Raw genomic sequence first — 14525 nt, 5'->3', positions numbered from 1 at the left:
GTGACCGCCACCCGGCCGGTCACCGAACCGGCCCTCGCGGGCCCGGGCACCGCCGCGCCGCCGCGGGGCGCGCCCGCGGCGGCGCTCGCCGCCCTCGTACTGGCCCTCGCGGTGCTCGCCGTCGTCGACATCACCCTGGGCACCTCGCACGTCGGCGCGGCCGAGGTCTGGAAGGCGCTCACCGGCAACGCCGGCCAGGGCGACGCCTCCGTGGTGGTCGCCTCGCGGCTGCCGAGGATGACCGCCGGCCTGCTGGTCGGCGTCGCCCTCGGCGCCGCGGGGGCGGCGATGCAGGCGGTGAGCCGCAATGTGCTCGCCGCGCCCGACACCCTCGCGGTGAACGCGGGCGCGTACCTGGCGCTCGGCGTGCTCACCGTCACCGGGGTGTCGGTCCCGCTGCTTGCCTCCTCCGGCGTCGCGTTCGCCGGCGCGCTCGCCGCGGCGGCCGTCGTGCTGGGCCTGTCCGGGCTCGGCGCCGGGACGGTACGGCTGGTGCTGGCCGGCAGCGCGCTGGCGCTCGGGCTCGGCTCGGTCACCGACGCGCTGCTGCTGCTGTTCCCCGAGCGGACCAACGGCCTCTACCAGTGGAGCCAGGGCAGCATCGCCCAGAACGGCTTCCACGGCGTCGTCCAGATGGCGCCGGTCGCCGTCGCCGGACTCGCCGGGCTGCTGCTGCTCGCCCGCCGGATGGACGCGCTGGCCCTCGGCGACGACGCCGCCCGCGGGCTCGGCGTGCCGGTGTGGGGCACCCGGGTATCGGCCGTCGCCCTCGCGGCGCTGCTGTCGAGCGCGGCCGTGACGCTCGCCGGGCCGATCGGCTTCGTGGGGCTGTGCGCGCCGGCCCTCGTACGGCCGCTCGCCCACCGCTTCCGCGGGCTGCTGCGGGCCCGGGCGGCGGTCCCCGTCGCGGGGCTCGCGGGTGCGGTGCTCGTCCTGGGCTCCGACGTCGCACTGCGCCTGACGGTCGGTCCGCAGTCGGCGGCTGCGGTGCCCACCGGGTTCGTGACCAGCGCGGTGGGCGCGGTCTTCCTCGTCGGCATGGCGCTGCGCGCCCGGGAGTCGGGCGCGTCCGCCGCGCCGGACCGGCTGCGCATCCCCAGCCGGGCGGCCTTCGTCACGGTGCTGGCGGTGCTGGTCGTGCTGCTGGCCGGCACGGTCGTCGCGGCGGTGCTGCTCGGCGACACCGGGCTGCTGCTCGGCGACGTCGTCAACTGGGCGCGCGGGCGCGGCGACCGGGTCGTGACGTTCGTGCTGGACACCCGGGTGCCGCGGGTACTGGCCGCGCTGCTCGCGGGCGCCGCGCTCGCGCTCGCCGGCACGCTCGTGCAGGCCGTCACCCGCAATCCGCTGGCCGACCCGGGTGTCCTCGGGGTGTCCGGCGGGGCGGGCCTGGGCGCCGTACTGCTCGTGACGACCGTGTCGGGCGCCGGGTCGTGGAGCGTGGCGGGCGCGGCCTTCGCGGGGGCCGCGGTCACCGCCGCGCTGGTCTTCGGGCTCGCCGCGCGCGGCGGTTTCGGGCAGACCCGGCTGGTCCTGATCGGCGTCGGCGCCTCGGCCGCGACGACGGCGGTCATCAGCCTGCTGATCGTGCTGACCGATCCGTTCAACGCGACGAAGGCGCTCACCTGGCTGTCGGGCTCCACGTACGGCCGCACGATGCCCGACACGCTGCCGGTCGCCGGCGCGCTCGCCGTGGGCGTCGTCGTGGCCGTGGCGCGGCGCCGGGACCTCGACCTGGTGGGCCTCGACGACGACACGCCCCGGCTGCTCGGCATACGGCCGGCGTCCGCGCGGCTGGGCTTCCTGGCGCTGAGCGTGCTGCTGAGCGCGACCGCGGTCGCCGCCGCGGGGACGATCGGCTTCGTGGGCCTGGTCGCCCCGCACGCCGCCCGCGCCCTGGTGGGCCGCCGGCACGTGCGGGTCGTGCCCGTCGCGACGCTGCTGGGCGCGACGCTGGTGTGCGCGGCCGATCTGGTGGGCCGTACGGTCATCGCGCCGGCCCAGTTGGGCGCGGGGCTGATGACGGCGGTGATCGGGGCGCCGTACTTCCTCTACCTGCTGGTCCGTACGAGGAAGTAGCCGCCCTCCGGGGCCCGCTCCGGGCCGGTTCAGGCGCAGGGGACGACGGCGAGCGCCGGGTGGTCCGGGAGCGGGCCGGCCGGCGCCGCGGCGAGCAGCCGGGGGCAGGTGCCGCACACGTCCTGCGGGTCGATCGTGTAGTAGAGGCAGCAGCCGGCGCGGGTGCGGGTGAGGCGCCGGCCGTCCTGCTCGCCGCCGGGCAGCGGGCGGAAGTCCGCGCCGGCCGGGAAGGGCGGTTTCGGGCCGGGCAGCAGCAGGGTGGCCATCGCGGCGCCGTGCGCCTCGTCGCCCAGGGCGGTGCCCAGGTGCCACAGGCCGGAGATCAGGTCGTCGCCGACCATGCCCCACAGGGCCCGCTCGCCGCGCCGCGTGTACGGCCGCAGCGCGGCCAGCAGCGGGCCGGCGTGGTCGGCGACGGCGCGCCGCAGGTCCGCGCGCAGGGCTTCGGCGCCGGCGAGCACCTGCGCCGCCGCCCCACCGCCCGCCGCCTCACCGGCCTCCGCCCAACCGGCCTCCGGGTCGCCGGCCTCCGGGTCGCCGGGCAGGCACGCGTAGGAGTCCGGGACGGCGACGCGCAGCGCCGCGTCGGGTCCGAGCCACACGTCCTCCAGGCGCAGCCGCGGCACGCGGCCGGCCAGGAACCACGGTCCGCTGATCAGCAGGCAGGCCGACCAGAGGTAGCCGTGGAGGGCCCGGGAGGCGACCACGTCGGGCCGCACCTGCCGGCCGCAGCCGTCCTGGATGCGGGCGGCCTCGCCCTCCAGCCAGCCGCGCAGGGCCGCGGGGTCGTGGGCGAGCCGGGCGCCGTCGACCCAGCCGGGGCCGTCGGCGGGTCCGGGCGCGCCGAGGGTGAGGTCGAGGTCGGGACAGACCTCGGCCAGTCGCCGGTAGACCTGGGCCACGCTCACGGGTGCTCCCACTTTCCGAGCAAGACAAGTAAGGCTAACCTCACTACGATCAAGGCCGTGTCGTCAACTCGACTCGCTTGTGACCGGATTGGCGAACTTAGGCGGACCTAACCTAGGCTCGTCGCTCCATGGGGCCCCGCCGCCGGGGCCGCCCGATGCCGCCACCCGGAAGCCGACCACCTGTGCAGATGTACCTGCTGGCCCTCAATCCGACGGACTCCGTCACCGAGGGCTTCCTGCCCGCCGCCCGCCGGCTGGGGCTCGCCGTCACCGTGCTCACCGACCAGCCGGCCGCGCATCTGGCCGTCACCGGCGGGGCCTACGACGGGGTGGAGGTCACGGAGTGCCCGGTGCGGGACTTCCGGGCGGTGGTGTCGCTGGTCTCGGCCCGCGGCCGGCCCGACGCGGTGTTCAGCAACAGCGACCACCTCCAGGTCCAGACGGCGCTGGCCGCGGACTACTTCGGGCTGCCCGGCAAGGACTGGCGGGCGGCGCTGCGGACCAAGGACAAGGCGGAGATGCGCCGCCGGCTCGCCGCGGCGCCGGCGCCCGCGTACGTCCCCGTGCGCGCCGCCGAGGTGCCCGCGGGGCAGGACCCGCAGGCCGTGCTGGCGGCGGCGGACGTGCCCTTTCCCTGCGTGGTCAAGCCCCGCGAGGGGGTGGCCAGCGAGGATGTGGTGCTGGTGGCGGAGTGGGCGGAGCTGATCGCGCGCTGCGCGCAGATCCGGGCCCGCCGTCCGGGTGAGGCGCTGGTCGTGGAGGAGTTCGTGCACGGCTCCCTGCACACGCTGGAGACGCTCGGGGACGGCCGCACCCGCCGGGTGCTCGGCGGTTTCCGTACGCAGCTGTCCGCGCCGCCGTACTTCATCGAGGAGCGGCTGACGTGGCAGCCGGACCTGCCGGAGCCGCTGGTCGCCGAGGTGCTGGCGCAGCTCGACGTGCTCGGGGCCGGCTTCGGCGCGTGCCACACGGAGTTCGTGGTCTCGCGGGGCCGGGCGCGGGTCGTCGAGGTCAACTACCGGGCGATCGGCGACCAGTGCGATCTGCTGCTGGCCGAGCTGCTGGGCGTTCCGCTGTTCGAGCGGATCCTGCGGGTCCACCTGGGCGAGCCGTTACCGCCGGACGAGTGGCCGGCGCCCGCCCGGGCCGGCGTCCTGGCCTACCCGTACGCCCGTACCGCGGGCACGCTGACCGCCGCGCCCGGCCCGGAGGACGCCGAGACGGACGGCGTACGGCTGGCGTACCGGCCGCTGCGGGCGGTCGGCACCCGGCAGCCGGTGCACCACACCAACCGCGACCTGCTCGGCGTCGTCCGGGCGACCGGCCGGGACCAGGCGACGGTGGACCGGGTCGTGGACGCCTTCGTGGCCGCCCGGACGTGGGAGATCACCGCGTGACGGCGACCGAGCCGCCGGGCGCGGCGGGCGACCCGGTCGAGGCCGCGCTGCTGCTGCGGGTGCTGAGCACACTGCTCCGGGAGGATGTCTGCGGGCTGCGCACCCGCAGCATCCCCGAGGACCGCCGGGACGGCCGCTGGCTGCGCCTGCGGGCACCCGCGCGTACGCCGGCCGCGTCCGTGTCCGTGCCGGCCGCGGCGCACTCCCCCGGTGCCGTGGAGCGTCCCGCCCCGCGGGATACGGCCGGGATCTCGTGCTCCCCCGGCCGGGTGGACCTGCTGCTGCCGGTGCGGGACGACGGTTTCCAGTGCGCGTACGCCGCCCGGCTCCCCCTGCTGCGGGCCGAACCGGCGCGCCCGGCGGCCGGCGCCCCTGCCGGCCGGGACCCTGCGCGCGGCCGGACCGGCGGGCGCGCCCCCGGCTTCCCCCTGCCGCCGCGGCCGGCCGGCGTCCGCGGCCGGGACCTGGTGAACGGCCCCGACGTGCTCGCCGCACTCGGCGAGTTCGCCGACGCCGAGGACCGGCCCGGCTTCGAGGCGTTCGCCGGGGAATACGGTGCCGCGCTGGCCGCGCTGCGGCTCCAGGCGGCGACGCGGGAGGAGACGGTGGCGCGGCTCGTCACGCGGTACGGCCCGGCGCCGGGGCGCTGGCAGGGCCTGGCCGGCTCCCTCGGCTTCGACACGCTCGCCGCGCGGCAGGGCCACCCCCTCTACCCGACCGGCGCCGCCCGGCCCGGCCTGACGGCGGATCAACTGAAGCGTTACGCCCCGGAGTTCGCGCCCTCCTTCGCGCTGCGCTGGCTGCTGCTGCCCCGCGACCGGGTCACCGTCGAGACGCCCGGGCCGGGCCCGCTCGCCGCCTTCTGGCCCTCGCCCGCCGACCTCGGGCACCCCGGGCTGGACGGCAGCCATGTCGCGCTGCCCGTCCACCCCGCGACCGCCGCCGGGCCGCTGCCCGCGCTGCTGCGGGAGCGGGAGGCACGGCAGGGCGCCGGCGCCGTCCTCGCCGAGCGGCCGTACCTGGCCGTCGAGCCGACCCTGTCCACCCGGACCGTCGCGCCCCGCGCCCACCCCGGGACCCACCTGAAGCTGCCGCTGGCCACCTCGACGCTGGGCCGGCTGAACCGGCGCAGCATCAAGCCGGGCACCCTCGTGGACGGCGCCGCCGCACAGCGGCTGCTCGCCGCCGTCACCGCCCGCGAGCCGCGCTTCCGGGGCCGGGTGCTGCACTGCGACGAGACGCGCTGGATGCACGCCGGGCACGAACTGCTCGCCGTGCTGGTGCGCCGGTATCCCGCCGGCCTCGACGGCTGCGCCGTCCTGCCGCTCGCGGCGCTCGCCGCCCCCGCGCCCGACGGCCGCCCGGTCGCCGACCACGTCGCCGCCCGCCACTTCGGCGGCGACCCGGTCGCGCTGCTCGACGCCGTCTGGACGCTGCTCCTGGACTGGCAGGTGACCCTCTTCGGCTACGGCGTCGCTCTGGAGTCGCACCAGCAGAACGTCTCCCTCCTCCTCGACGAGCACGGCGGCGCCACCCGGCTCCGCCTGCTGTTCAAGGACGACGACGGGCTGCGCATCCACCGGCGCCGCCTCGCCGCCACCCTCGGGCCCGCCGCCCCGGGCCCGGCGGACTTCGACGACCCGCGGATCACCGTCGAGGACGACGCGCCACTGCTGGCGCTGTTCACGACGATCACCGTGCACCTGTGCGCGGGCGCCCTGGCGTACGCCCTGTCCGGGCCCGGCCGCGCCCCGCTGCCCGTGCTGCTCGGCCTGGTCCGCGACCGCCTCGCCGAGGCGGTGGACCGGCTGGCGCCGACCGCCCCCGGCCCGGCGCGGGCGCTGCGGGCCGCGGTCCTCGACGCCGACCGGCTGCCGGTCAAGGCGATGGTGACGGCGGGCACGCTGCTCAGCAAGCAGCGCTCGGGCGCCTCCGACATCAACAAGTTCTACACCTTCGGCCCCAACTACCTTCTGCGCGAGACGTGATGACCACGACGTACGTCCCTCCGGCCGCCGCCGGCAGCCACGGCCTGCCCTCGTCCGGCGACGCGGTGTCCCACACCCTGCTCAACTGCCTGCTGCGCGAGGTCGCCGGGCCCGGCAGATGGGCCGCGCTCGGCGGCGGCCACCTGGGCCTGAGACTGCCGCACGACGGGACGCGGCTGCGGGTGGCGGTACGGCGCGCCTCGGCCCTGGGGGCGCACCGCTTCACCGGTCCCGTCCTGCGCCACGAGGCGGGCGGCTGGTCGCCGATCGGCTGGGCGGAGCTGGCCGGGCACGTCGGCGCCGCGCTGAGCGCGCTCACCGGGGTGGCCAACGACGAGTTCCCCGGCCAGGTCGCCGCCAGCCACGAGGGCGTCGCCGCCGCGCTGGCGCTGCCCCGGCCGGCCGGCGGCAGCGACCCGCGCAGCCGCTACCTGGCCTCGGAGCGCTCCCTGGTCTTCGGCCACCGCTTCCACCCCGCCCCCAAGGCCCGGGACGCCGCGGTGGACGCCGGGGCGTGGGGGACGTACGCGCCGGAGAGCGGCGCGGCCTTCCCCGTACGGCTGCTGGCGGTGCGTGAGGCGCTGGTCGTGGAGGAGCAGGCCGGGCCGGGGGCGACCGCGCCGCTGGACGCGCTCGGGCGGGCGCCCGCCGGGTACCGGCTGCTGCCCGTGCACCCGTGGCAGTACGCGATGCTGCGCGGGCACCCGGCGCTGCGCGCGGCGGTGGAGCGCGGCGACGTCCGCGACCTCGGCGTCTCGGCGGCCCGGTTCGCGGCGACCGCGTCGGTCCGCACCCTCTACGGCGGCGCGGGCGGCACGGCGGCGGGCGACGGCTTCCTGAAGTTCAGCCTCAACGTCCGGATCACCAACTGCCTGCGCAAGAACGCCGTCTACGAGCTGGAGGGCGCCGTCGCGCTGACCCGGCTGCTCGCGCCGGTGGCGGCGGACCTGGCGGTACGTTTCCCGGGGCATGCGATCCTGCGGGAGCCGGCCTTCCGCAGCGTGGCCCTGCCGGGGCCCGGCGGGGCGCCGGACACCGACCTGCTGGAGGGCTTCGGGGTGATCGTCCGGGAGGGCCTGGCCGGCCGGACGCCGCCGGGCGCCACGGCGCTGCTGGCCGCCGCCGTCGCCGACGAGTACCCGACCGGCCCGGCGCAGATCGGCCGGCTGCTGCCGCGCGGCGCCGGGACCGCGGAGCTCCTGCGCTGGTGGCGGGCGTACCTCGGGCTGCTCGTACCGCCCGTGCTGGCCGCCTACGCCGACCACGGGGTGGTCCTCGAACCGCATCTGCAGAACGTCCTGGTGTGCGTGGACGGCGACGGGCTGCCCGTCCGGGTCCTCTTCCGCGACCTGGAGGGCACGAAGCTGCTGCCGGGCCACCACGCCGACGCGCTCGCCGCGCTGCCGACGCGGGTCGCCGAGCCGCTGACGTACGACGACGAGCAGGGCTGGGCGCGGCTGGCGTACTGCCTGTTCGTCAACAACATCGGCGAGATGCTGGCCGCGCTCGCCGATCTCAGGCCGGACGCCGAGCCTGCGCTGTGGTCGGCCGTGCGGCAGGCCGTGGCCGCGCACCGCGACCGGCACGGCGGCCATCCGCGGCTGGACGCGCTGCTCGCGGGCGGGCCGCTGCCCGCGAAGGCCAACCTGCTCACCCGCTGGCGCCGTACGGCCGACCGCCAGGCGGGGTACGTCGGCCTGCCCTCGCCGCTGGCGCAGGCGGCGGTGTGCGCGGGCGGTCCGCGCAGGTCCGGAGGTGCGGCGTGGTGACCGCGCTCGCCGTGCCGGAGCCGCGGGTGCGGGCGGCGCTGGAGGCCCTTCCCGGCGACGGGCTGCCGGCCTACGTCTACGACCTGGCCGGGCTCGCCGAGCACATGGCGGCGGTACGCGCGGCGCTGCCGCCCGAGGTCGAGCTGTACTACGCCGCCAAGGCCAACCCCGAGCCGCCGGTGCTGGCGGCCCTGGCGCCTTTCGCCGACGGCTTCGAGGTGGCCTCGGGCGGTGAGGTCGCGCATGTGGCCGCGGCGGTGCCCGGGCGCCCGCTGGCCTTCGGCGGGCCCGGCAAGACGCCCGCGGAGATCGCGGCGGCCCTCGACGCCGGGGTCGGCCGCTTCCATGTCGAGAGCCTGCACGAACTGCGGGTCCTGGCCCACCTGTCGGCGGGCCGGCCGGCGCCGGTGCGGGTGCTGCTGCGGTTCGACCCGGACGTGCCCGCGGGCCTGCTGGCGTCCGGCGCGCTGGCCATGGGCGGCGGGCCCACGCCCTTCGGCATGGACGCCGGCGACACGGATGCCGCCGTGCGGCTGCTCACGGGCGGCGCGCACCCGCAGCTGGAGCCGGCCGGGCTGCACGCGCATCTGGCCAGCGGTCTGGCCGCGCCCGAACTGGCCGCCGTCGCCGAGGCGGTGGCCGGCGCCGCGGCGGCGCTCGCCCGGCGGCACGGGTTCGCGCTGCGGGAGCTGAACCTCGGCGGCGGCATGCGGGTCGACTACGGCGACCCGGGGGCGCGCTTCGACTGGGCCGGCTACGGCACGGCCCTGGCCCGGATCGCCGCCGGCCTGCCCGGGGTGCGGCTGCGGATCGAGCCCGGCCGCGCGCTGACCGCGTACTGCGGCTGGTACGTGACGCAGGTGCTGGACGTCAAGGGCAGCCGCGGCGCGCGGTTCGCGGTGCTGCGCGGCGGCACCCACCATCTGCGCACTCCGGCGACGCGCGGGCACGACCAGCCCTGCGCGGTGCTCCCGGTGCCGGACTGGCCGCATCCGTGGCCCCGGCCGGCGGCCGGTCCCGGGCCGGTGACGTTCGTGGGGCAGCTGTGCACGCCCAAGGACGTGCTGGCCCGCGGTGTGCCGGTCGCGGGGGTGCGCGCCGGGGACCGGGTGGCGTTCGCGATGGCGGGCGCGTACGCGTGGAACATCTCGCACCACGACTTCCTGATGCACCCGCACCCGGCCGTGCACTTCCTGCCCGCGGACGGTTCCGCGACCCCGCTCACCAGGCGCGGAACTTAGGGTAACCTTCCCTAAGTTGTCCGCGCGTGGAGGGTGGCCGGTGGGAGCACGGGAACTGTCGGGGCGGGACGTGCTGGTCCGCTCGGTGCGCGGGCAGGCGCGGCGCTGCGCCGCCGGCGCCGCGCTCGGCTGTGTGCACCAGCTGGGGGAAGCGCTGGTCCCGGTGCTCGTCGGGGTCGTCGTCGACCAGGCGGTGGCCGGCCGGGACGGCGGGCGGCTGACGGTGTGGCTGGTGGTCCTGGCCGTCGTCTACGTGTGCCTGTCGTGGAGCTTCCGGCTGGGCGCGAAGGCCGGTGAGCGCGCCGCCGAGGAGAGCGCGCACACGCTGCGGCTGGCGGTGCTGCGCCGGGTGCTCGACGCGCGCGGCGGCGCCGAGGAGGGCCGGCTGCCCGGCGAGCTGGCCAATGTGGCGACGGAGGACGCCAAGCGCGTCGGCGCGGTCGCCATGGCGCTGATGAGCGGCGCGTGGGCCGTTGCGGGCATCACCGTGAGCGCGGTGGCGCTGCTGGTGATGTCCGTGCCGCTGGGGCTGATCGTGCTGCTCGGCACGCCGGTGCTGCTGTGGCTGGGGCATCTGCTGGGCAAGCCGCTGGAGCGGCGCAGCGAGGCCGAGCAGGACCGGGCGGCGCAGGCCGCGGGGGCCGCCGCCGACCTGGTGGCGGGGCTGCGGGTGCTCAAGGGGCTGGGGGCGCAGCAGGCGGCCGTCGAGCGCTACCGCCGGGCCAGCCGGGTCTCGCTCGCGGCGACGCTGCGGGCGGCGCGGGCGCAGTCCTGGCAGACCGGGCTGGTCCTGGCGCTGACCGGCGGCTTCATCGCGCTCATCGCGCTGGTCGGCGGCCGGCTGGCGCTGGACGGGTCGCTGAGCCTGGGCCAGTTGGTGTCGGCGGTGGGCCTCGCGCTGTTCCTGCTGGGGCCGCTGGAGACCTTCGCGTGGGTCAACGCCGAGCTGGCGCAGGGCCGCGCCTCGGCCGGCCGGATCGCCCAGGTGCTCGCCACGGGGCCGGCGGTGGCCGGCGGCGACGAGCAGGTGCCGTCCCCGGTACGCGGTGAGCTGCGGCTGCGCGATGTGCGGCTGGACGCCCTCGCGGGCCTCGACCTCGACGTGCCCGCCGGGCGGCTCACCGGTCTTGCGGTCACCGACCCGGCGTGCGCCGAGGCCCTGCTCAGCTGCCTGGGCCGCGAACGCGACCCGGAGTCCGGCTCGGTGGAGCTGGACGGTGTGCCGCTGCCCCGGCTGGACCCGGCGCAGCTGCGCGGCGCGGTGCTGGTGGCCGCGCACGACGCGGCGCTCTTCGACGGCTCGGTGGCCGCGAACGTCGCTCCGTGGGAGGAGGAGCCCGCGGGCGGTGCGGCGGACGCGCCGACGGTACGTGCCATGGCCGCCGCGCACGCCGACGAGGTGGTGCGCTCGCTGCCGCACGGCGCGGCGACCGGCGTCGGCGAGGGCGGCCGGTATCTGTCCGGCGGGCAGCGGCAGCGGGTCCTGCTGGCGCGCGCGCTGCGGGCCGGGCCGCCCGTGCTGGTCGTGCACGACCCGACGACCGCGGTGGACGCGGTCACCGAGGCCGCGATCGCCGCGGGCCTGCGCGACTTCCGCCGGGGCCGCACGACGCTGGTGGTGACCAACAGCCCGGCGCTGCTCGCCGTCACCGACCGCGTCGTCCTCCTGGACGCCGGCCGCGTCGCCGCCGAGGGCACCCACGCCGACCTCGTCCGCACCAGCCCGGCCTACCGCTCGGCGGTGCTCGCATGACGCCGTACGACACCCCGGCCGGCCCGCCGCCCCAGGGCGGCGGCACTCCCCACACGGCTCCCGACACCGCTCCTGACGCCGCTCCCGACGCCGACCGCGCGCTGCTGCCCACCGCCACGCCCGCCCGTACCCGGGCCGTCGTACGGCAGCTGGTGCGGCCACACCGGGGGCTCGTGGTCGCCGGGTTCGCGACGATGGTGCTCGCGACCGGCGTCGGGCTGCTCACCCAGCCGCTGCTCGGGCACATCGTCGACGTCGTCACCGCGCACCGCTCGCCCGACGCGCTGACCTGGCCGGTGGTCGGGCTGGCCGGCGTCGCGGCCGTGCAGGGGCTCATGACCGCCGTGGGGCTGTCGCTGCTGTCGCGGCTCGGGGAGACCGTGCTCGCGCGGCTGCGGGAGCTGTTCGTGGAGCGGGCGCTGGCGCTGCCGCTGGAGCGGCTGGAGCAGGCCGGCTCGGGGGATCTGAGCGCGCGGGTGACCCGGGACGTCTCGCGGGTGGCCGACGCCGTGCGCGGGGCGCTGCCGGAGCTGACCCGGTCCGGGCTGTCGATCGTGCTGACGCTGGGCGCCCTCGCCCTGCTGGACTGGCGGTTCCTGCTCGCCGCGCTGGTCGCCGTGCCCGTGCAGGCGCACACCGCCCGCTGGTACATGACCAACGCCGTACCGCTGTACGCGCGCGAGCGGATCGCGACCGGCGCGCAGCAGCAGCAGTTGCTGGACACCATCGGCGGGGCGCGCACCGTCCGGGCGTACCGGCTGCAGGACGGGCACACCCGCCGGGTCACCGCGAGCTCGCGGGCGGCGGTGGAGCTGACGATGCGCGGGGTGCGGCTGGTGCTGCGCTTCTACGGCCGGCTGCACATCGCCGAGTACGCCGGGCTCGCCTCCGTGCTGGTCACCGGCTTCCTGCTGGTGCGCTCCGGCGCCGCCTCGGTCGGCACCGCGACGGCCGCCGCGCTGTACTTCCTCGGCCTGTTCGGGCCCGTCAACACCGCGCTGGTGCTGCTGGACGACGCCCAGTCGGCGACCGCGGGCCTGGCCCGGCTGGTCGGCGTGGTCGACGAGCCCGCCCCGCCGCTCCCCGCGCAGGGCGCGGCCCGCGCCCTGGGCGAGGCGTCCGTGACGCTGTCCGGGGTGTCGCACGCGTACGTGCCCGGCCGGCCGGTGCTGCACGGCGTCGACCTGCATGTACGGCCCGGGGAGCGGGTCGCGCTGGTCGGCACGACCGGGGCGGGCAAGACGACGCTGGCCAAGCTGGTCGCCGGGCTGCACCAGCCGGCGGCCGGCCGGGTCGCGGTCGGCGGCGCCCCGCCGAAGGAGTCCGGCGGCGCGGTCGGGCTCGTCACGCAGGAGGTCCATGTCTTCGCCGGGCCTCTCGCCGACGACCTGCGGCTGGCCCGCCCGGACGCGAGCGAGCAGGACCTGCGGGACGCGCTCGCGGCGGTGGGCGCGCTCGGCTGGGCGGAGGCCCTGCCGGAGGGCCTGGACACCGTCGTCGGCAGCGGCGGCCGGGCCCTGACCCCCGACCGGGCCCAGCAACTGGCCCTGGCCCGGCTGCTGCTGGCCGACCCGCCGGTCGTCGTGCTCGACGAGGCGACCGCGGAGGCGGGCAGCTCCGGCGCCCGGGTGCTGGACGAGGCGGCCGAGCGCGCGCTGCACGGCCGTACCGCGCTGGTCGTCGCCCACCGGCTCAGCCAGGCCGCCGCCGCGGACCGCGTCGTCGTGCTGAGCGACGGCCGGGTCCTCGAGGACGGCACGCACGACCGGCTCCTGGCCGCCGGCGGCGCCTACGCCGCCCTGTGGCACGCCTGGTCGGGCAGCCGCTCACCGGACCCCTCCCCCGCACCCGCACCCTCGCCCGCCCCCTCACCCGCTCCCCGCGAACCCGCCCGCGACTGACCTCTTTCCGCTCTGCCCACCGCCCGCACAGAAGGATCTCCCGATGCCCCGCACCGCCAGAGCCTCCCGCCCGCTGTCCCGGCTTGCCCGGGTGACCGGGCTGCTGGTCTCCGCGCTCCTGCTCACCACGACGGCCGTCGCCTGCGGCTCCTCCGGCTCCGACGACGACGCGTCCAAGGCGCCGCCGGCTTCCATCGGCGCCGACGCGTCCTCGCCGGCGACCGCCGGCGCCTTCCCCGTCACGATCGCCCACAAGTACGGCAGCACGACGATCACGTCCGCGCCCAAGCGCATCGTGACCGTCGGGCTCACCGACCAGGACGCGGTGCTCGCGCTCGGCACGGTGCCGGTCGGCACCACGGAGTGGCTGGGCGGCTACAAGGGCGCGATCGGCCCGTGGGCGCAGGACAAGCTGGGCGGCGCGCCCGCGCCGACCGTACTGAAGGACCCCGGCACCGGCCCGCAGGTGGAGAAGATCGCCGCGCTGCGGCCCGACCTGATCCTCGCCGTCTACTCCGGGCTGACGAAGGCGCAGTACGACAGCCTGTCGAAGTTCGCCCCGGTCGTCGCGCAGCCCAAGGAGTACAACGACTTCGGCGTGCCGTGGCAGCAGCAGACGGTGGAGATCGGCAGGGCGCTGGGCAAGACGGACGAGGCGCAGAAGCTGGTGGCCGGCGTGACGGCGAAGTTCACCGCCGCCAAGCAGGCAAACCCCGCCTTCGCGAAGGCCACCGCGGTCATGGCGACGCCGTACGAGGGGACGTTCGTCTACGGCAGCCAGGACCCGCGCTCGCGGCTGCTGTCGGACCTGGGCCTCACGCTGCCGAAGGACCTGGACAAGGTGATCGGCGACCAGTTCGGCGCCAACATCAGCAAGGAGCGGATGGACCTGCTCGACCAGGGCGTCGCGGTGTGGATCGTGCCGGACCTGACCTCGGCGGTGGACAAGCTGCACGCCGACAAGGTCTACGGCGACCTGAACGTGGTCAAGCAGGGCCGGGAGGTCTTCATCAAGGAGACCGGCGACTACGGCAACGCGGTGTCGCTGTCGACGGTGCTGAGCATCCCCTACGTCCTGGACCACCTGGTGCCGCAGCTGGCCGCGGCGGTCGACGGCGACCCGGCCACGAAGGTGCCCGCGTCGTAGGGCCGGCCGCCGGACGGCGCACGGCAGGGGGGCGGGCCCGCAACCGGGCCCGCCCCCCTGTGTCGTGTGCCGCGGTCAGGACCCGTCGGCCTCGACGAGGCTCTTGGGCCGCATGTCCGTCCAGTGGGTCTCGATGTGGTCCAGGCACTCCTGCCGGCCCGCGGGTCCGTGGACGACCGTCCAGCCGGCCGGCACGTCGGCGAAGTCGGGCCACAGGCTGTACTGGCCCTCGTCGTTGACGAGCACGCGGTAGACGCCGTCGGGGTTCTCGAACGGGTTGCTCATGCGGGGTCCTTTGCGGTCCGGTGTCGGGTGGGTACGCGGTCGGGCGGTCTCGGGGTC

Annotated in this window: 10 protein-coding genes; 8 read left to right on the top strand and 2 right to left on the bottom strand. The window is 77.3% G+C overall.

Going from position 1 to position 14525, the window contains the following annotated elements:
• A complete protein-coding gene (locus tag HCN08_RS20700; RefSeq protein WP_167984664.1) occupies positions 1-2079 on the top strand; it encodes an iron ABC transporter permease in 2079 nt (692 codons plus the stop codon).
• Positions 2080-2108: 29 nt separating this feature from the next.
• Here HCN08_RS20700 and HCN08_RS20695 read toward each other — a convergent pair whose 3' ends face one another.
• Positions 2109-2987: a (2Fe-2S)-binding protein gene (locus tag HCN08_RS20695; RefSeq protein ID WP_322974587.1), complete on the bottom strand. Its 879-nt coding sequence runs from the start codon at positions 2985-2987 to the stop codon at positions 2109-2111.
• Between the two features lie 182 nt (positions 2988-3169).
• Between HCN08_RS20695 and HCN08_RS20690 the strand changes: the two genes are divergently transcribed.
• The 7 genes from HCN08_RS20690 to HCN08_RS20660 are packed head-to-tail and all read left to right on the top strand — an operon-like array spanning position 3170 to position 14183.
• Entirely contained in the window at positions 3170-4384 is a 1215-nt protein-coding gene (locus tag HCN08_RS20690) for an ATP-grasp domain-containing protein (RefSeq protein WP_167984662.1), read from the top strand.
• On the top strand, positions 4381-6372 hold the full coding sequence (locus HCN08_RS20685; protein ID WP_322974586.1) for an IucA/IucC family protein: 1992 nt from the start codon (positions 4381-4383) through the stop codon (positions 6370-6372). The genes HCN08_RS20690 and HCN08_RS20685 overlap by 4 nt, the downstream gene beginning before the upstream one ends.
• On the top strand, positions 6372-8141 hold the full coding sequence (locus HCN08_RS20680; protein ID WP_167984661.1) for an IucA/IucC family protein: 1770 nt from the start codon (positions 6372-6374) through the stop codon (positions 8139-8141). The genes HCN08_RS20685 and HCN08_RS20680 overlap by 1 nt, the downstream gene beginning before the upstream one ends.
• Positions 8135-9382, top strand: coding sequence for a type III PLP-dependent enzyme (locus tag HCN08_RS20675; protein ID WP_167984660.1), 1248 nt, complete (start codon positions 8135-8137; stop codon positions 9380-9382). The genes HCN08_RS20680 and HCN08_RS20675 overlap by 7 nt, the downstream gene beginning before the upstream one ends.
• A 40-nt stretch (positions 9383-9422) precedes the next feature.
• Positions 9423-11135 (top strand): ABC transporter ATP-binding protein, encoded by a 1713-nt coding sequence (locus HCN08_RS20670; protein ID WP_322974584.1) that lies wholly within the window; start codon positions 9423-9425, stop codon positions 11133-11135.
• Positions 11132-13036 carry an ABC transporter ATP-binding protein gene (locus HCN08_RS20665; RefSeq protein WP_167984659.1) on the top strand — a complete coding sequence of 635 codons (1905 nt, stop codon included), beginning with the start codon at positions 11132-11134 and terminating at the stop codon, positions 13034-13036. Before HCN08_RS20670 ends, HCN08_RS20665 begins: the two co-directional genes overlap by 4 nt.
• 43 nt (positions 13037-13079) lie before the next feature.
• Positions 13080-14183 carry an iron-siderophore ABC transporter substrate-binding protein gene (locus tag HCN08_RS20660; RefSeq protein ID WP_167984658.1) on the top strand — a complete coding sequence of 368 codons (1104 nt, stop codon included), beginning with the start codon at positions 13080-13082 and terminating at the stop codon, positions 14181-14183.
• A gap of 75 nt (positions 14184-14258) precedes the next feature.
• Here the strand turns inward: HCN08_RS20660 and HCN08_RS20655 are convergent, their stop codons facing one another.
• Positions 14259-14468 (bottom strand): MbtH family protein, encoded by a 210-nt coding sequence (locus HCN08_RS20655; protein ID WP_167984657.1) that lies wholly within the window; start codon positions 14466-14468, stop codon positions 14259-14261.
• Between the last annotated feature and the right edge of the window lie 57 nt (positions 14469-14525).

Origin of the sequence: Actinacidiphila epipremni (assembly GCF_012034175.1) — a bacterium.
GTDB classification, from domain to species: domain Bacteria; phylum Actinomycetota; class Actinomycetes; order Streptomycetales; family Streptomycetaceae; genus Actinacidiphila; species Actinacidiphila epipremni.
This window is presented reverse-complemented; position numbering and strand designations above follow the sequence as displayed.